We start from the raw sequence: 17950 nt of genomic DNA on the forward strand, positions 1-17950 counted from the left end.
AACGATATGATCGTCGTTGCCGGAGTCGACTCGCCCGCCGGTGCGATCGGCATGACCGGTACGGTTACGGCAGTGGGAACGAGGCGCGGCGTGACACCGATGCTCACGATCTCGTGCCGAGAACTACCCGGCCGCACAAGTCATGTAGATTCGACCGGCCGTCGCGGTGACATCGGGCGGGCATCGTCCCGGGCTGTTCCGACGGTTCCGAGGACGCGGTTGACGACTATGCGGTTGGCACTGACGACGACGAAGGAGAAGTGGTGAGCGAAAACGACAGGGACTTCGAGGCGCCGGTGGAGACCACATCGGTGTTCCGGGAGGAGTTCATCAACGAACTCGACGCCGGGACCAGCACCTCGAGTGAGCCGGCCGACACGGGGGTCGAGCGACTCGCTCCCGGGACCGCGCTGCTTGTCGTGAAGCGAGGACCCAACGCCGGGTCGCGGTTCCTCCTCGATCAGCCGACCACCTCGGCCGGTCGACACCCCGACAGCGACATCTTCCTCGACGACGTGACCGTCAGTCGTCGTCACGCCGAGTTCCGTCTCGGCGACAACGAGTTTCAGGTCGTCGACGTGGGCAGCCTGAACGGCACCTATGTCAACCGGGAACCGGTCGACACCGCGTCCCTGAGCAACGGCGACGAGGTCCAGATCGGCAAGTTCCGCCTGGTCTTCCTCAGCGGTCCCCGCGACGAAGCAGACGCCTGACACCCGTGACGGCGTCCACGGCCCCCCGCGGCGAAGGATCGATGTCGATCGGCACGGTCCTCGCCCAGTTGCGTGATGACTTCCCCGACATCACGATCTCGAAGATCCGATTCCTGGAGTCGGAGGGTCTGGTGACCCCGGAACGGGCACCGTCGGGGTATCGGCGGTTCAGCCAGGCCGACTGCGATCGGTTGCGGTTCGTGCTGACCGCCCAGCGGGATCGCTATCTCCCGCTCAAGGTGATCAAGGAACAACTCGACGCGATCGACAACGGGAACGGCGGCTTCGGTCCCGGCGGGACGCGGGTGCTCTCCGCGGCCCGGGGGACCGTGGCGCCGGCCACCGATTTCGGTGCTCGAGCCGGGCGTGTGTCGCGCGAGACGCTGATCGAACGCACCGGCGTCGACTCGGCGTTCGTCACCGAGTTGCAGCGCAACGGTCTGCTGATCGCCGGCCCGGCCGGCTTCTTCGACGAGGACGCGGTGCGGCTCGTCGAGGCGGCGGCCGCATTGGCCAGCTACGGCCTCGAGACCCGCCATCTGCGGGCCTTCAAGGTCTCCGCGGATCGGGAGGCGGGTCTGGTCGCCCAGATCGCCGGCCCGATCGCGAAGGGCAAGGGCACGGGTGCGCGGGATCGCGCCGAGGAACTCGTACGCGAGATCGCCGCGCTGTCGGTGACGCTGCACACGCAGTTGGTCAAGGCTGCGGTCAAGGGCGCGCTGGACTGAATTCCCGGCGCGTCGTCGGCCTCCGGTGCGCGTCGTCGCACCGGACTGAACAGCAACGACCGTCGGAAGACCGCCGCGAGTCGGCCGCCGCTGTTCACTCAGTCGGTGTAGCGTCGAGGTCACTGAATCGAGCGCCGTACAAGGCGTCTGGGAGGTGCGAGATGAGCGAGATGCGTGTGGTGGGCATCAGGGTCGAACCCCCGCAGAGTCAGCCGGTGTTGTTGCTGCGTGAGGTCGACGGCGAACGCTACCTGCCGATCTGGATCGGCCAGAGCGAAGCGGCGTCGATTGCATTGCGACAGAAGGGGATCGAGCCTCCCCGCCCTCTCACACATGACCTGATCGTCAACCTGATCAAAGAGTTCGGGCAGACCCTGCTCGAGGTCCGGATCGTGGACATGCAAGAGGGCACCTTCTATGCCGAGATGATCTTCACCGGCGATCTGCGTGTGTCGGCGCGGCCCTCGGATTCGATCGCGGTCGCCATGCGCGCCGAGGTCCCGATCATCGCCGACGAAGAGGTGCTCGCCGAGGCCGGCCTGCTCATCCCGGACGAGGACTCGGACGAGGCGCCCGAGGCGCAGGCCGACGAGGTCAAAGAGGACGAGGTCGAGAAGTTCAAGGAGTTCCTCGACAACGTCTCGCCCGACGACTTCAAGGCGAGCGGGGCCTGAGCGGTTCGTTCCATAGGTCGGAGCAGACTTGCCGGCTGTGCAGCCGAAAGCCAGATCACAGAATCGACACCGGCCGGTCACCGATTGTCTCGATCTCAAGTTGAGGTTCAGTGTCGTGGCGAGTCGCGTTGATCCCCGGTCATCCGCCGCATAGCGTCATCAGCGACATCGAGCACCGGACACGGGCCGATGAAGATGATCGGCCGACCGGAAACAGCCTGGACCGCGTACTGTGGACGTGGACGTCAGGCACCGTGGTGCGGCGTCCGATCCGAGCTTTGCGAGGGAGTCAGAAGTGGGCGATCGTCCGGTCGACAACGAAACGACGTCGAGCGACCAGTCACCCGATCGTCCGGTGACCGAGCGTGTAGACGCCGTCCCGACCCAGGGCAGTCTCGGAGACATCGCCCCGGGCCTGTTCCCGGACGACACCGTGCCCGACGAGCTCGTCGGCTACCGCGTGCCGAGCGCGTGCCAGATCGCCGGGATCACCTACCGTCAGCTCGACTACTGGGCCCGTACGTCGTTGGTCGTCCCGTCGATCCGCGGAGCCGCGGGATCCGGCAGCCAGCGCCTGTACTCGTTCAAGGACATCCTCGTCCTCAAGATCGTCAAGCGTCTGCTGGACACCGGCATCTCGCTGCAGAACATCAGAGTCGCCGTCGACCACCTGCGCCAGCGCGGTGTCGAGGACCTCGCCAAGATCACCCTCTTCTCGGACGGCACGACGGTGTACGAGTGCACGTCGGCCGAAGAGGTCGTCGACCTGCTCCAAGGCGGGCAGGGCGTGTTCGGGATCGCGGTCAGCGGCGCCATGCGTGAGCTGACCGGCACCATCGCGGATTTCCCCGGCGAACGGGCCGACGGCGGTGTCAGCGAGACCGCGCCCGAGGACGAACTCGCGGCGCGCCGCAAGAACCGCGCCCGTCGCACCGGCTAGTCCGCGTTCCGCGTAGACTGGCCCCGCGTCGCTACGCTGCGGGAGAGCGCCGACGGCAGAGATGCCGGCGGCCGCCGAAGGAGCAACACCTCTCCGTCAAACTCTCAGGCACCCAGGACCGCGGTGGTGACGACGTCTCTGGAAAGTGACGATCCGTCGTCCGCCCACGGTGAAAGGTCGTCGCGCAGCGCTGCGGGGCACCGAATCTCTCAGGCGTCACATCGGCTGCCGCCGACGACATGACAGAGGGGGAGGGCCAGCAGCCGGTGCGCGCACCGGCGCCTGCGAGAGGTGCCCTCCACCCGTGTCCACCACCGATGCGACCCCGTCCGACACCCCGGACCCGTCCACAGCCCCCGCCCCCGGGGTCTCGGCCGCCTTCGTCGACCGCCATGTAGGCCCGGACGCCGACGAGACCCGGCGCATGCTCGAAGCGATCGGCGCCACCTCACTCGACGACCTCGCCCACCGCGTCATCCCGGCGGTCATCGCCGACGAACTCGACTCCGACGTACTCGGCGCACTACCCGAGCCCCTCAGCGAGAGTGCGGTTCTCGCTCAGCTCGGCGACCTGGCCGCACGCAACACCGTCGCTCGGTCGATGATCGGGCTCGGCTACTACGGCACCCACACGCCCGGCGTCATCCTCCGCAACGTGCTCGAGAATCCGGCCTGGTACACCGCGTACACGCCCTATCAGCCCGAGATCAGCCAGGGACGTCTCGAGGCGCTGCTCAACTTCCAGACCATGGTCGCCGACCTCACCGGGATGGAAGTGGCCAACGCCTCGATGCTCGACGAGGCCACCGCGGCCGCCGAGGCGATGACGCTGATGCGCCGTGCGGGCAAGTCCAAGTCTCCGCGCGTGGTCGTCGACGCCGACCTCTTTCCGCAGACGCGTGCGGTGCTCGACACGCGCGCCGAGCCGCTGGGCATCGAGATCGTCGAGGCCTCACTGCATCCCGAGCTCCCCGGATGCGGACTTCCCGACTGCGAGTTCTACGGCGTGATCCTCCAGGTACCGGGTGCGTCGGGTCGCATCGTCGACGCCACCGCGATCATCGACGCGGCGCACGACCGCGGCGCACTCGTCGCGGCCGGTGCCGACCTCCTGGCGATGACCCTGCTGACACCGCCCGGCGAGCAGGGCGCCGACGTCTGTTTCGGCACGACGCAGCGCTTCGGCGTGCCGATGGGCTTCGGCGGGCCGCACGCCGGATACCTCGCCGTGGGCTCGAAGCACGCCCGGCAACTCCCGGGCCGTCTGGTCGGGATCTCCAAGGACGCCGACGGCAACCTGGCCTACCGGCTCGCGCTGCAGACCCGCGAACAGCACATCCGCCGCGAGAAGGCCACGAGCAACATCTGCACCGCGCAGGTACTCCTGGCGGTGATGGCCGCCATGTTCGCCTCCTACCACGGCGCCGAGGGGCTGCGCGCCATCGCGCGCCGCACCCATGCCGCGGCGGCCCGGCTGGCCGACTCGCTCGCGGCCGGCGGATTCTCGGTCGCGCACGCGAACTTCTTCGACACCATCGAGGTGCACGCCCCGGGTCAGGCCGATACCGTCGTTGCCCGGGCTCGCCAGGAGGGTGTCAACCTGCGCCGGGTCGACGCCGACACCATCGGCATCGCCTGCGATGAGACCACGGTCGATGCCGACCTCGATGCGGTGTTGCGTGCCTTCGACGTCGCCGGCGTCACGCCGCGTGCGTTCACGCAGCCGATCGAGAACCGCACCAGCGAGTTCCTCACCCACCCGGCGTTCAACCGGTACCGCACCGAGACCGCGATGCTGCGGTACCTGCGAGCCCTGTCGGACAAGGACATCGCGCTCGACCGCAGCATGATCCCGCTCGGGTCGTGCACGATGAAGCTCAACGCCACCACCGAGATGGAACCCATCACCTGGCCCGGCTTCGCGCAGCTGCACCCGTTCGCTCCGGCCGACGACACCGCGGGGATCCGAGAGCTCATCGCCACCCTCGAGAACTGGCTCGTGGCGGTCACCGGATACGACCGCGTCAGCCTGCAACCGAACGCGGGGTCGCAGGGAGAGTTCGCCGGCCTGCTGGCGATCCGGGGATACCACCTCAGCCGCGGCGACGGCGACCGCGATGTCTGCCTGATCCCGTCGAGCGCCCACGGCACCAATGCCGCCTCGGCGGTCATGGCGGGAATGCGCGTCGTGGTGGTCGGGTGCCGAGACAACGGCGACGTCGACCTCGACGATCTGCGCGCGAAGATCGACGCCAACGAGGGTCGCATCGCGGCGATCATGATCACGTACCCGTCGACGCACGGGGTCTTCGAGCACGACGTGCGTGAGGTCTGCGGCGCCGTCCACGACGCCGGCGGACAGGTCTACGTCGACGGCGCCAACCTCAATGCGCTGGTCGGCGTGGCACGACCGGGTCATTTCGGTGGCGACGTCAGTCACCTGAACCTGCACAAGACCTTCTGCATCCCGCACGGCGGCGGCGGACCGGGCGTCGGACCGGTCGCGGTCCGGGAGCACCTCGCCCCGTTCCTGCCGGGACACCCGCTCGCCGGCGAGCTGCCCGGCTCGGCGACCATCGCCGCCGCACCGTACGGCTCGGCGGCGATCCTGCCGATCACCTACGCCTACATCGCGATGATGGGGGCAGACGGGTTGCGCCGGGCGACGCTGACGGCCATCACCGCTGCCAACTACGTCGCCAAGCGGCTCGGTGAGCACTACCCGGTGCTCTACACCGGCGAGGAGGGCTTCGTCGCCCACGAGTGCATCCTGGATCTGCGGGCCATCACCAAGGCGACCGGCGTCACCGTCGACGACGTCGCAAAACGGCTCGCCGACTACGGTTTCCACGCCCCGACCATGAGCTTCCCGGTTGCGGGCACCCTGATGGTCGAGCCCACCGAGAGCGAGAACCTCGACGAGATCGACGCCTTCTGCGACGCGATGATCGCGATCCGCGGCGAGATCGAACTCGTCGGACGAGGGGAGTGGCCCGCCGAGGACAACCCGCTCCGCGGTGCCCCGCACACCGCCGAGTCGCTGGTCGGTGAGTGGGATCATCCGTACTCGCGGGAACTCGCCGTCTACCCGCAGGGGCTGCCGTCCGCGGGTGGCCGGGCGAAGGTGTGGCCGGCCGTCCGGCGGATCGACGGGGTGTACGGCGATCGCAACCTGGTGTGCAGCTGCCCGCCCATCGAGGCCTACAGCAGCTGACCCGACGCTCGGGAAGCTCCTCGCCTGCTCGTTGAGTAGGTGAGGAGCGCCGCGACGAGCCGCTTACTGCTCGTTGAGTAGGTGAGGAGCGTAGCGACGAGCCGCTTACTGCTCGTTGAGTAGGTGAGGAGCGTAGCGACGAGCCGTATCGAAACGACCCCGGCCGTCGCTTCTAACCGCCCGCGGTTCCCGACGGCACCGACGATGCCGTCGGGCTCGCCGGGACGCTGGCCGGCCCGTAGACCAGCCGGTTGATCGCGACGATCGCGCCGTCCTCGGGGGTGGGCATCGGGTTCGGAGTCCGGGGGAAGGTCACCGTCGGCGTGGCCGCGGGCATCGGGGCGTCGCCCCGGAAACCGAGCTCGGTGAGCAACCGGAGCTGCTCGGGTTCGGAGGCGAACTGGATGAACTCGGCGACGGCATCGGTCGCCGATTCGGTCACCTCCGGTCCCGACAGGCGGATCACCGGATAGTCGGCGATCGGTGTCGGACCGGACGGGATCAGTTCGGCCAGCCGCGCACGGTCGTCGTCGCGGGTCATCTGGAACAGGCGCTGCTCGGTGATGGGTACGACGTGGATCGGCGCCCGAGCGGCATCGGGAGCGTCGGCGATCGTCGTCGCGGCGCCCTGGGGTGTCCCGTCCGGGGAGAGCGGAGCGCCCTCGAGCATGGCGCGGACGCTCGAGCTCACCCGCGGGGACTCGGCGTCGGCGGTGGTCAGCGGACCGGTGGTCCGGGTGACGCGGGTGGCGACCGCCTGGGCGGCGAGTGCGCTCGCGTCGGACTGTGCCCCGATCGGCATCGCCATCCGCAGCGACCCCCAGCCCTGGAGGCCGACGTCGGTGAGCGAGTTGTCCCGACGTTGCAGCGTGGGGATCTGGGACCAGTCGAGACGTCCGTCGAGGGCGGTGTCGAGTTCGGGCGACACGGCCAGAACGACCGGTGTCGAGACCAGGGAGCGTGTGTTGCCCTCGATCGCATCGGGTTTCGCCGCGGCGAGATCTGCCGACCACACCGACGACTGGGGGACCCAGGCGGCCGGATGGGCGCCCATCGACTCGGTGTCCCACGACCCCGACAGACCGTCGAGGGTGATCTTGGCGTCGCCCGGGCGGACGTCGACGGTGACGCACTTGTCGCGTACGACCGGATTGGTCGCACCGAAGTTGCGGGCGACCGCGGCGAGCCCCGGCGCGATGTCGGGGTCGGCGATGATCGGGACCGACTCACGGCCTTCGACGCATTGCGCGGCGGCCTGTTCGGCCTGGCGATCGATCCGATCGCCGAGGTCTCTCCAGGTGACGACGACTGCGGCGATGAGCAGGATCGACAAGAGGGCGGCGACGACACCTCGGCTCACGCCGCGGCTACGGATGCTCTCCCCGCCGCTACTCCGATGATGTGCCAACGCCGATGCCCTCCCTGCTCGGTGCGTCCCTCGCCCGGTCGGCCGTGGCGACCCGGTGCGCAGTGCAGGGTACGACGATACGCCGTGCCGATCCTGGACGGTTCGGCACGGTCGTATCGCCTACGTCGAGACCGGCGAGGTCAGCCCGCCGGGTTCGCCGCCTTGTACTCGCGGCGACGGCGGTGCAGGATCGGCTCGGTGTAGCCGCTGGGCTGTGTGGTGCCCTCCAGGATGAGCTCCTTCGCTGCCTGGAAGGCGATGTTGGAGTCGAAGTCCGGCGCCAGTGGACGGTAGGTCGGGTCGCCGGCGTTCTGACGGTCGACGACCGGGGCCATCCGCTCCAGCGATGCGACGACGTCGGCCTCGGTCACGATGCCGTGCCGCAGCCAGTTGGCGAGCAACTGACTCGAGATGCGCAGTGTCGCGCGGTCTTCCATCAACGCGACGTCATGGATGTCGGGCACCTTCGAGCAACCGACGCCCTGGTCGATCCAGCGGACGACGTAACCCAGGATCGACTGACAGTTGTTGTCGAGTTCCTGCTGCTTCTCCTCGTCGGACCAATCGGTCTTGGGGGCGAGGGGAATCGTGAGGACGTCGTCGACGGAGGCGGGGTCGCGCTTGGCGATCTCGTTCTGGCGCTCGAACACGTCCACCTGGTGGTAGTGGAGCGCGTGCAGGGTGGCGGCGGTCGGCGACGGAACCCATGCGGTCGTGGCGCCGGCCTTCGGGTGCCCGATCTTCTGCTCGAGCATGTCGGCCATCAGGTCGGGCATGGCCCACATGCCCTTGCCGATCTGCGCCTTGTGCTGCAGGCCCGCGTGCAGACCGGTGTCGACGTTGAAGTTCTCGTAGGCACCGATCCAGGTCTGCTGCTTCATCTCGCCCTTGCGCACCATCGCGCCGGCTTCCATCGACGTGTGGATCTCGTCGCCGGTGCGGTCGAGGAACCCGGTGTTGATGAAGACGACGCGCTCGGAAGCTGCGTTGATGCACGCCTTCAGGTTCACCGTGGTGCGGCGCTCCTCATCCATGATCCCGACCTTGAGCGTGTTCTCGGGCAGTCCGAGAACCTTCTCCACGCGGCCGAACAGTTCGACGGTGAAGGCGACCTCGTCGGGACCGTGCATCTTCGGCTTCACGATGTAGACCGAACCCGTTCGCGAGTTCTGCAGTCCGTCATCGGACATGCCGTGGATGCCGATCAGCGACGTGATCAGGCCGTCGAGGATTCCTTCCGGGACCTCGTTGCCGTCGGCGTCGAGGATGGCGTCGTTGGTCATCAGGTGTCCGACGTTGCGGACGAAGAGCAGCGAGCGGCCGTGCAGGTCGAACGTGGTGCCGTCGGGCGCGGTGTACTCGCGGTTGCCGTTGAGCACTCGGGTGAAGGTCTTGCCGCCCTTGCTGACCTCTTCGGCGAGATCGCCCTTGTTGAGGCCGAGCCAGTTGCGGTAGCCGATGACCTTGTCCTCGGCGTCGACGGCGGCGACGGAGTCCTCGAAGTCCATGATCGTGGTGATCGCGGACTCGACGACGACGTCCTTGATGCCTGCCGGGTCGGTGGAACCGATCGGCGACGACGGGTCGATCTCGATGTCGAGGTGCAGTCCGTTGTTGCGCAGCAGGATCGACGTCGGCGAGGCGGCGTCGCCCCGGTACCCGACGAAGGCGGTCGGGTCGGCGAGAGTCGACGTCTTGTCGCCGTCGAGTTTGACCTGGAGCGCGTTGTCGACGACGGCGAAGGACCGCACATCGGTGTAGCTGCACTGTTCGAGCGGCACGGCCTTGTCGAGGAAGTCCTTGGCGTAGGCGATGACCTTGTCGCCGCGGACCTTGTTGTACGACTTGCCCTTCTCGGCTCCGTTGGTCTCGGGGATCGCGTCGGTGCCGTAGAGCGCGTCGTAGAGCGAACCCCAGCGTGCGTTGGAGGCGTTGAGCGCGAAGCGCGCGTTGAGGACCGGGACGACGAGCTGCGGCCCGGCGGTGTCGGCGATCTCGCGGTCGACGCCGGCGGTCGTGATCTGGAAGTCCGCGGGCACCTCGACGAGGTAACCGATCTCGGTCAGGTACGACTTGTACGCGTCGAAGTCGGCGGTACCGGGGGTGAGGTCGGCGTCCTTGTGATCCCGATGCCAGGCGTCGAGCTTGCTCTGCAGGTCGTCGCGGACGGCGAGGAGTTCGCGGTTGCGCGGGGCGAGGTCGGCGATCACCGATGCCGCGCCGGCCCAGAAGGCGTCCGCATCTACACCGGTACCGGGCAACGCCTCGTTGTTGATGAAGTCGTGCAGGACGGTAGCGACCTGCAACCCGTTGACGGTGATCCGGTCAGACATGGCAGCCTTTCTCGAGCGAAATGACAACGCATACATGCTACTCGTCGGTAACGGTGGGCGGCAGGCGCCTCCCGTCACGTGTGGTGAGCGCGCTCCGCGAGCTCGGTGCAGAGGGTGAGCAACCGAGACCGCAGAGTCGTCCCGAGCTCGGCGATCGCCGACTGTTCGCGGACGTAGTCGGCCCGGCCCGCTGGGGTCTCGATGCGAACCGGCTCGTACCCGAGGTCGCCGAGGTCGTAGGGACTGGCCCGCATGTCGAGGTCGCGCGCGCGGAGGGCCAGCGCGAAGCAGTCGAGCGTCAGGTCCGACGGCACGAGCGGCGACAGGGTGAAGCAGTACCGGTAGAGATCCATCGTCGTGTGCAGGCAGCCGGGTTGTTCGTGCGCGATCTGGGACGCCCGGGTGAGCGTGGTGTCGTTGCGCGGCCGTGCCGGGTCGGTGAAGAACCGGAAGGCGTCGAAGTGCGTGCACCGCAGCGGCATGGATTCGACGACGGCATCCGTGCCCGCACCCCCCAGACGCAGCGGGAGATCGTGCCGGGTGTCGTCGGTGCGGTATACCATCGCCCACTCGTGCAGGCCGAAACAGCCGAGCCGGACGGGCCGCCGGGCGGTGGCACCGAGCATGTCCACGGCCGCGACGAGAGCGTCGGCCCGGTGCCGGAGGTGCGCTGCTCCGACGCGCACCCCGGCGTCGGTCTGTTCGTAGCCGCGCAGGCCGAGGAATTCGTCTGCGTCTTCCAGTATCACGCCGTAGCCGGGATGCCAGCGCAGCACGTGCGCGGGTCGCGAGGAGTAGTAGGTGAACAGGAAGTCGATCACCGGATGTCGGGCACCGCGGCGGCGCGCGTCGAGGTAGGGACCGATCAGTTCGTCGACGGCCCGGCGATGCGCCGCACGCCGCGATCGCCACTGGTCGGCCGTCAGGACGGAGGCGCCGCGAACCGGGGCCGTGGACGGCAGTCGTGAACTCGCCACCGTCGTCACACCCGATGGGTCTCGTCGCGGACGTTGCCGACGAACTCCTCCACCAGATCGGCGAGGGGGACGATGCCGATGGTCCGGCCGCTGTCGTCGACCACGGCGCCGAGATGCGAACTGGACCGACGCAGCACCCCGGTGGCCTCGTCGAGCGGGGTGGTCGAGTCGATGACCGGCAATGGCCGGATCTTGTCGACGCCGATGATGGTGTCCGATCCGATGTGCTCGTCGAGGATCTCGTCCAGCACGTCTTTCAGATGCAGGTAGCCGGTGAACGTGCCGTCGGGCCCGCGCACCGGGAATCGGGAGAATCCGGTCTCGGTGACCGCCTTCTCCACGGCGCCCAGCGTCGGCCCGATGCCACCGGTGCCGGACACCTGCACGCCGACGCTGCGCATCTGTTCGAGCGGGATCATCACCTCCGACACCGTCCGGCCGATGGACTGCAGGGCCCGGGTCAGACGTTCGTGTTCCTCGGCGTCGAGCAGACCCTCCTGCTTGGACTCGCCGACCATCTCGGCCAGTTCGCCGAGCGACACCGTGGATTCGAGTTCGTCCTTCGGCTCCACGCGGAGGAGTCGCAGCGAGATGTTCGCCAGCCAGTTGTAGAAGGCGATCAACGGCCGGACCAGCCGGATGAACAGCAGGTGCGCCGGCACGAGCAGCATCGCCGACGACTCCGGTCCGGCGAGTGCGATGTTCTTCGGCACCATCTCGCCCAACAGGATGTGCAACACGACGACGAGCGACAGTGCGATGGCGAACGAGATCGGGTGCAGCAGGGCGTCGGGAACGTGTGCGAGGTGCAAGGGTGCCTCGATGAGGTGCGCGACCGCGGGCTCGCCGACCCGGCCGAGCAGGATCGAGCAGATCGTGATGCCGAGTTGTGCCCCGGCCAGCATCAACGACAGCCGCTCGCCGGCGTGGATCACGGTGCGCGCACGGGACTTCCCGCTCTCGGCGAGCGCTTCGAGGCGGTCGCGACGTGCCGAGATCAGGGAGAACTCGGCGCCCACGAAGAACGCGTTGCCGGCGAGGAGGACGACGGTCAGGCCGACCGCCCAGAGATCACCCACGGGAGTTCCCCTCGTCCGTCGGCACGTCGATGCCCTGGTGGGCGGGCACCGGGAGATCCTGTCCCTCCGGCGCGGGCCGGATGGCGACGACGTCGACCCGGCGTCCGTCCATCTGGGCGACCGTCGCCCGCCAGGTGATGTCCGGCCCGCGGTCCGGCGACTGTGAGGTGTCGTCGTCGGTCTCGCCGACGGGCGACCGACGCGGGAGGTCCACCGCGTCGTCGACGGCGGGGATGCGCCCGAGGCAGTACATGATGAGCCCACCCAGCGTGTCGTACGGCCCGTCGGGCGCGTGGTAGCCGGTGGCGTCGTACAGCTCGTCGATCCGCAACAACCCGGCGCACAGGTAGCCGTTGCCGTCGACAGCCACGTCGGCTCGTTCGTCGTCGTGTTCGTCGGTCACGTCGCCGAGGATCTCCTCGATGAGGTCCTCGGTGGTGACGATGCCCGCGGTGCCGCCGTATTCGTCGATCACCACGCACAGCTCCATGCCGTCGGCGCGGATGCGCTCCATGAGCGCATCGCCGTCGAGGCTCGCCGGCACCCGCGGGACCGGTCGGGCGATCGAGGTGACCGACGTGGTGGCCTGCCGCTCCGGTGCGACGGTGAAGGCCTGCTTGATGTGGACGACCCCGACGAGGTCGTCGAGGTCACCGTCGATCACGACCGGGAACCGGGAGTGGCCGGTGCGCGACGACGCCATGACGAGGTCGCGGACGGTGTCGGCGCGATCGAGGCAGTCGATCGTGACGCGGGGGGTCATCAGATCCTCGGCGGTGAGCTCGCCGAAACGCAGCGACCGGTCGACGAGGGTCGCGGTCTGCTGATCCAGGGCGCCGCGGCGGGCCGAATTGCGGACGAGCGAGACGAGTTCCTGAGGCGACCGCGCCGAGGCGAGCTCATCGGTCGGTTCGATGCCGAGACGGCGCACGATCCAGTTCGCGGTGCCGTTGAGTCCGTTGATCGCCCAGCGGAACACCGCCGAGAACACGGTCATCGGACCCGCGGTGGCCCGTGCGACCGCGAGCGGCTTGGCGATCGCCAGGTTCTTCGGGATCAGCTCGCCGAGGACCATCGACAGCGAGGTCGCGATCACCAGCGCGAGGATCAGCGACGTCGCCGACGCGACGGAGTCGCCGACCCCCAGTGCGTTCAGTGGTGGTCGCAGTATCCGGGCGAGGACCGGTTCGGCGATGTAACCGGTGATCAGCGTCGTGATGGTGATGCCCAACTGGGCGCCGGAGAGCTGGAACGACAGGGTGGAGTGCGCGCGCTGGACCATCCGCGCTCGCCGGTCCCCGCGATCGGCGACATCGGCGGTGATGGTCGAGCGTTCCAGCGCGGTCAGCGAGAACTCGGCCGCCACGAACAGGGCGGTCCCCAGCGTCAGGGCGATGAATCCGACGAGACTCGCGACCAGGAGGAGGATCTCCACGTCACCACCCGCCCGGCAGGGGTCGTCCTTCGGCGAAGCCGGCGGGCGACTGGATCCCCAGCACCACCTTGTCGTGCAGTTCGCGTAGGTTCCGCGCACCGGTGTAGGTGGCGGTGCTGCGGACACCCGAGCAGATGTGATCGATCAGGTCCTCGACGCCGGGACGATCCGGGTCCAGACGGATCCGCGAACTCGAGATGCCCTCTTCGAACAAGCTCTTGCGTGCCCGGTCGTAGGTGCTGTCGCCGCTCGACCGCGCCGCGACCGCCCGCTTCGAGGCCATGCCGAAGCTGACCTTGTACGGGCCCTGCGCATCGACGAGCAGGTCGCCCGGCGACTCGTGGGTGCCGGCGAACCACGAGCCGACCATGACGTTCGACGCCCCCGCGGCCAGGGCCAGGGCCACGTCGCGCGGGTGCCGGACACCGCCGTCGGCCCACACCGACGCACCGTGTCCGGCCGCGACGGCGGCACACTCGGCGACGGCCGAGAACTGGGGGCGTCCGACGCCGGTCATCATCCGGGTCGTGCACATCGCGCCCGGTCCGACTCCGACCTTGACGATCGATGCCCCCGCATCGATGAGATCGAGGGTGCCCTCGGCCGAGACCACGTTGCCCGCGGCGATCGGAACGCCCAGGTCCGCGCCGGCGACCGCCGACAGCGCCGTGAGCATCTTCTCCTGGTGACCGTGCGCGGTGTCCATGACAAGCAGGTCGGCGCCCGCGGCGACCAGCGCTCGAGCCTTGCCCACGACATCGCCGTTGATGCCGACGGCCGCCGCGATGCGCAGCGAGCCGGCCGCGTCGACATTCGGGGTGTAGATCGCGTGGCGCAGGGCGCCGACCCGATTGAGGACCCCGGCGAGCCGACCGTCGGGTTCGACGAGCACCGCGAGGCCGAGGTGCAGATCGCCGAGTGCGTCGAAGACCTCACGGGGCGGGGTGTCGACGGGCAGCGTCACGATGTCGGGGTCGGCGACGTCACGCACTCGCGCGAACCGGTCGACGTCGCGACAGCGCTTCTCGGTGACGACCCCCACCGGGCGGCCGTCCTCGACCACGACGGCCACCCCGTGTGACCGCTTCGGGATCAACGCGACCGCGTCGGTCACCGACGCCCCCGGATCGAGGGTGACCGGGGTGTCGGCGACCAGGTGCCGCGACTTCACGTACGCGATGGACGCGGCGGCCGCCTCGATGGGCAGGTCCTGGGGGAGAACCACGAGCCCACCGCGGCGGGCCACCGTCTCGGCCATCCGCTTGCCCGCGACCGCCGTCATGTTCGCCACGACCAGCGGGATCGTGGTCCCGCTGCCGTCGGACGTCGACAAGTCGACGTCGAAGCGCGAACTGACGTCCGACCTGCCCGGGACGATGAACAGATCGTCGTACGTCAGATCGTGTGTCGGCCGGTGGCCTTCGATGAATCGCACTGGAGTTCGCAGGCTCCTATTCGGTCACTTCCGAGCGGTCACCGCTCCACAGGGTGTGGAACGTGCCCTCCTTGTCGATGCGCTGGTAGGTGTGCGCGCCGAAGTAGTCGCGCAGGCCCTGGGTCAGCGCGGCCGGGAGGCGGTCGGCACGCAGACCGTCGTAGTACGACAGCGACGATGCGAATGCCGGCACCGGGATACCGAGGAGGGTCGCGGTCGAAACCACCCGGCGCCAGCTGTCGATGCCGACCTCGACGGCCTCGCGGAAATACGGGGCGAGCAGCAGGCTCGGGAGGGCGGGGTCGTCGTGGTAGGCCTCGCGGATGCGGTTGAGGAACTGCGCCCGGATGATGCAGCCGCCACGCCAGATGGTGGCCAGCGCGCCGCGGTCGACATCCCAGCCGTATTCGGCGCTGCCGGCGGCGATCTGATCGAAGCCCTGCGCGTAGGCGACGACCTTCGAGGCGTAGAGGGCGGTCTTGATGTCGTTGACGAAGGTCTCGCGATCGGCGGGGGCCGAGCCGAGGTTGCCCGACGACAGCCCGCGGGCCGCGACGCGCTGATCGGTGGCGCTCGACAGCGCGCGGGCGAAGACGGCCTCGGCGATCCCGGTCGTCGGGATACCGAGATCGAGGGCGGACTTCACGGTCCAGCGACCGGTGCCCTTCTGGCCCGCGGCGTCGACGATGACGTCGACCAGCGGCTTGCCGGTCTCGTCGTCGACCTGGCTGAGGACCTCGGCGGTGATCTCGATCAGGTAGCTCTCGAGTTCGGTGGTGTTCCAGTCGCGGAAGACGTCGGCGATCTCCGAGACCGGCATGTCCAAGGCCTTGCGCATGAGGTCGTAGGCCTCGCCGATGAGCTGCATGTCGGCGTATTCGATGCCGTTGTGCACCATCTTGACGAAGTGGCCGCTGCCGTCGGGGCCGATGTGGGTACAGCACGGCTCGCCGTCGACCTGAGCGGCGATGGATTCGAGGAGCGGTCCGAGCGATTCGTACGACTCGACGGGGCCGCCCGGCATGATCGACGGGCCGTTCAGCGCCCCCTCTTCGCCACCGGAGATGCCGGCGCCGACGAAGTTGAGTCCTCGAGCCGACATCGCGGCCTCGCGACGGATGGTGTCGGTGTAGAGGGCGTTGCCACCGTCGATGATGATGTCGCCCGGCTCCATCGCGTCGGCGAGTTCTTCGATCACGGCGTCGGTCGGGTCGCCGGCCTTGACCATGATGAGCACCCGGCGCGGACGCTCGAGGGCCGCCACGAACTCGGCCACGGTCTCGGTGCGGATGAATTCACCGTCGCTGCCGTGGTTCTCGAGCAGTGCATCGGTCTTGGCGATGCTCCGGTTGTGCAGCGCGACCGTGTACCCGTGACGGGCGAAGTTGCGTGCGATGTTCGAACCCATGACGGCCAGGCCGGTGACACCGATCTGGGCCTTCGCGGAGGAGGACGAGGAGTCGACGTTGTTCATGCGGACAGCCTATTGCCTCTGTGTCCGAACCGGCGATCTGCCTCCGCGTGTGATGCCGGTCCGACGAAGCCGGGTGCGACGGGCGGTCAGAATGCCGACATGAGGCGGTTGAGCTCGGTGAGCCACGGGATGGCGACCGCGAGGGTCGGGAGCACCAGGATCGCTGCGGCCGCGACGTAGGCGCCGGCGGCGACGACCCGGGCGGGGCGGTCGTCGCGCAGACGGTGGACGCGCGTCAGGGTGGTCGGTCCGCCGACCGCCATCGCACCGCGCGGGGCCACCGCGTCGGCGCAGGCGACCAGGGCTCGGCCCAGCGTGGTCGGTGTGGTCGCCCTGACGGCCTGATCATCGGCCAGCGCCTCGACGAGGAGTTCGGTCGCGCCGAGGGCGGAGCTGCTGCGCACGAATCGGGGGAACGCCTCGTGCAGGGCGATGAAGGCCTCGAGCACGAGGTCGTGCCGGGCACGCAGGTGGGCGCGTTCATGGGCGATGACGGCGACGAGTTCGTCTCGGGTCAGGCGATGGACGACGCCTTCGCTGACCACGACGCGCTGGCGCAGGCCCGGCAGGCAGTAGGCGAGGGGTTGCTCGACGTCGATCATCCGGACGTCACGAGCGTAGAGCGGGTCGTCGGCGTCGTCGGTCCGATCGCAGCGGTCGAGGATGTCGATGAGCTGGCGGTGTGCCTTGCGCCGGGCGCGGGTGCGCACACCGACGCGGATCACCGTGTAGAACAGGCGCGCGCCGACCAGGAGGGTCAGGACGAAGACGCCGACGCAGAGGAGCCACAGCGGCCAGCCGAGCCGCTCGATCTCGCGGACCGGATGGGTGGTCGGCGTGCCGTCCGGACCGATCACGAGGATGTTCGCCGCGATCGCCAGGCCACAGCTGAACGCCGACAACACGGCGGCCAGGGCAATGGCCTGCCACAGCGTCATCGCCGCGCGTGGCGCTCGGATCGGCCATCGTGCCCGCGACAGTGCCTCGGGTACGGGTCCGGCGAGCACCAGGCTGACGATGCCGAAGAGCAAGGCGGTCATCTGGTGATTCCTAAAAGTGGGCTGCGAGTGGTGGTGTCGCGAATCTAACCGGTGTCGCTCGTTCCGCGTGCGGCTTCGAGCTCATCGAGTGCGGAACGGAGGGCGGCCGCCTCGTCGGCGCCGACGCGTCCGACGAACGACACGAGCGCCGCGTGACGCGACCCGGGTGCATCGGCCTCGCTCAGCGCGTCGACCATCAGACTCGCCACGAGGTCTTCGCGAGGGTGGGTCGGTACGTACTTGTGCGCCCGGTCGTCGCGGATCTGCGTCACGAGGTTCTTCTTCGCCAGCCGCTGCAACACGGTCATGACGGTGGTGTAGGCGAGGGAACGGTCACGCGACAGGTCGGCATGCACCTGCCGCACCGTCTGCGGGGCAGAACTCTCCCACAACGAGTCCATCACAGCGCGTTCGAGGTCGCCCAGGCCATTCATCTTTCGCATTTTACTGCTCTGCCTCCGATAGTGGGTCCGCTGGATACCCAGTTGTTGCTCACATGC

General features: G+C 68.6%; 14 protein-coding genes and 1 riboswitch. Of the genes, 5 read left to right on the top strand and 9 right to left on the bottom strand.

The features are described from left to right. Nucleotides 1–260 precede the first annotated feature (260 nt). From garA to gcvP, 5 genes are all read left to right on the top strand, one after another. Nucleotides 261–713: a glycogen accumulation regulator GarA gene (garA, locus tag AB4Z55_RS13675; RefSeq protein WP_086536550.1), complete on the top strand. Its 453-nt coding sequence runs from the start codon at nt 261–263 to the stop codon at nt 711–713. A gap of 41 nt (nt 714–754) precedes the next feature. Further along, nucleotides 755–1441: a MerR family transcriptional regulator gene (locus tag AB4Z55_RS13680; protein WP_004022164.1), complete on the top strand. Its 687-nt coding sequence runs from the start codon at nt 755–757 to the stop codon at nt 1439–1441. Between the two features lie 161 nt (nt 1442–1602). Beyond that, nucleotides 1603–2115 (top strand): bifunctional nuclease family protein, encoded by a 513-nt coding sequence (locus tag AB4Z55_RS13685; RefSeq protein ID WP_004022163.1) that lies wholly within the window; start codon nt 1603–1605, stop codon nt 2113–2115. 295 nt (nt 2116–2410) lie between these two features. Continuing rightward, nucleotides 2411–3055 (top strand): MerR family transcriptional regulator, encoded by a 645-nt coding sequence (locus AB4Z55_RS13690; RefSeq protein ID WP_064570103.1) that lies wholly within the window; start codon nt 2411–2413, stop codon nt 3053–3055. Between the two features lie 29 nt (nt 3056–3084). Then, nucleotides 3085–3186, top strand: a riboswitch (glycine riboswitch). A 173-nt stretch (nt 3187–3359) separates the two neighbouring features. Continuing rightward, nucleotides 3360–6269 carry an aminomethyl-transferring glycine dehydrogenase gene (gene gcvP, locus AB4Z55_RS13695; RefSeq protein ID WP_369519890.1) on the top strand — a complete coding sequence of 970 codons (2910 nt, stop codon included), beginning with the start codon at nt 3360–3362 and terminating at the stop codon, nt 6267–6269. Nucleotides 6270–6441: 172 nt separating this feature from the next. Here the strand turns inward: gcvP and AB4Z55_RS13700 are convergent, their stop codons facing one another. The 9 genes from AB4Z55_RS13700 to AB4Z55_RS13740 form a co-directional block, all read right to left on the bottom strand. Continuing rightward, complete coding sequence (locus tag AB4Z55_RS13700) at nt 6442–7677, bottom strand: substrate-binding domain-containing protein (RefSeq protein ID WP_369519891.1); 1236 nt, start codon at nt 7675–7677, stop codon at nt 6442–6444. Between the two features lie 140 nt (nt 7678–7817). Further along, the gene (locus AB4Z55_RS13705) at nt 7818–10010 is read right to left on the bottom strand and encodes a malate synthase G (RefSeq protein ID WP_369519892.1); all 2193 of its coding nucleotides are present in this window, start codon (nt 10008–10010) and stop codon (nt 7818–7820) included. Nucleotides 10011–10084: 74 nt separating this feature from the next. Then, complete coding sequence (locus tag AB4Z55_RS13710) at nt 10085–10996, bottom strand: 3-methyladenine DNA glycosylase (protein WP_369519893.1); 912 nt, start codon at nt 10994–10996, stop codon at nt 10085–10087. Beyond that, nucleotides 10993–12066 carry a hemolysin family protein gene (locus AB4Z55_RS13715; RefSeq protein WP_004022157.1) on the bottom strand — a complete coding sequence of 358 codons (1074 nt, stop codon included), beginning with the start codon at nt 12064–12066 and terminating at the stop codon, nt 10993–10995. The genes AB4Z55_RS13710 and AB4Z55_RS13715 overlap by 4 nt, the downstream gene beginning before the upstream one ends. Further along, on the bottom strand, nt 12059–13501 hold the full coding sequence (locus tag AB4Z55_RS13720) for a hemolysin family protein (RefSeq protein WP_369519894.1): 1443 nt from the start codon (nt 13499–13501) through the stop codon (nt 12059–12061). Before AB4Z55_RS13720 ends, AB4Z55_RS13715 begins: the two co-directional genes overlap by 8 nt. A gap of 1 nt (nt 13502) precedes the next feature. Further along, nucleotides 13503–14936, bottom strand: coding sequence for a GuaB1 family IMP dehydrogenase-related protein (locus AB4Z55_RS13725; protein ID WP_004022154.1), 1434 nt, complete (start codon nt 14934–14936; stop codon nt 13503–13505). A gap of 16 nt (nt 14937–14952) precedes the next feature. After that, the gene (gndA, locus tag AB4Z55_RS13730) at nt 14953–16410 is read right to left on the bottom strand and encodes an NADP-dependent phosphogluconate dehydrogenase (protein ID WP_004022153.1); all 1458 of its coding nucleotides are present in this window, start codon (nt 16408–16410) and stop codon (nt 14953–14955) included. 86 nt (nt 16411–16496) lie between these two features. Then, nucleotides 16497–17450, bottom strand: a complete 954-nt coding sequence (locus AB4Z55_RS13735; protein WP_004022152.1) for a M56 family metallopeptidase — start codon at nt 17448–17450, stop codon at nt 16497–16499. A 44-nt stretch (nt 17451–17494) separates the two neighbouring features. Then, complete coding sequence (locus AB4Z55_RS13740) at nt 17495–17893, bottom strand: BlaI/MecI/CopY family transcriptional regulator (RefSeq protein ID WP_004022151.1); 399 nt, start codon at nt 17891–17893, stop codon at nt 17495–17497. Between the last annotated feature and the right edge of the window lie 57 nt (nt 17894–17950).

It is taken from the genome of Gordonia sp. ABKF26 (genome assembly GCF_041103195.1).
Lineage (GTDB): Bacteria > Actinomycetota > Actinomycetes > Mycobacteriales > Mycobacteriaceae > Gordonia > Gordonia terrae.

Bases quoted from the DNA above. Each gene is read 5' to 3' on its own strand.
- AB4Z55_RS13735 (WP_004022152.1), bottom strand. From the start codon at position 17,450: ATGACCGCCTTGCTCTTCGGCATCGTCAGCCTGGTGCTCGCCGGACCC.
- AB4Z55_RS13705 (WP_369519892.1), bottom strand. From the start codon at position 10,010: ATGTCTGACCGGATCACCGTCAACGGGTTGCAGGTCGCTACCGTCCTG.
- gndA (WP_004022153.1), bottom strand. From the start codon at position 16,410: ATGAACAACGTCGACTCCTCGTCCTCCTCCGCGAAGGCCCAGATCGGT.
- AB4Z55_RS13740 (WP_004022151.1), bottom strand. From the start codon at position 17,893: ATGCGAAAGATGAATGGCCTGGGCGACCTCGAACGCGCTGTGATGGAC.
- AB4Z55_RS13685 (WP_004022163.1), top strand. From the start codon at position 1,603: ATGAGCGAGATGCGTGTGGTGGGCATCAGGGTCGAACCCCCGCAGAGT.
- AB4Z55_RS13680 (WP_004022164.1), top strand. From the start codon at position 755: ATGTCGATCGGCACGGTCCTCGCCCAGTTGCGTGATGACTTCCCCGAC.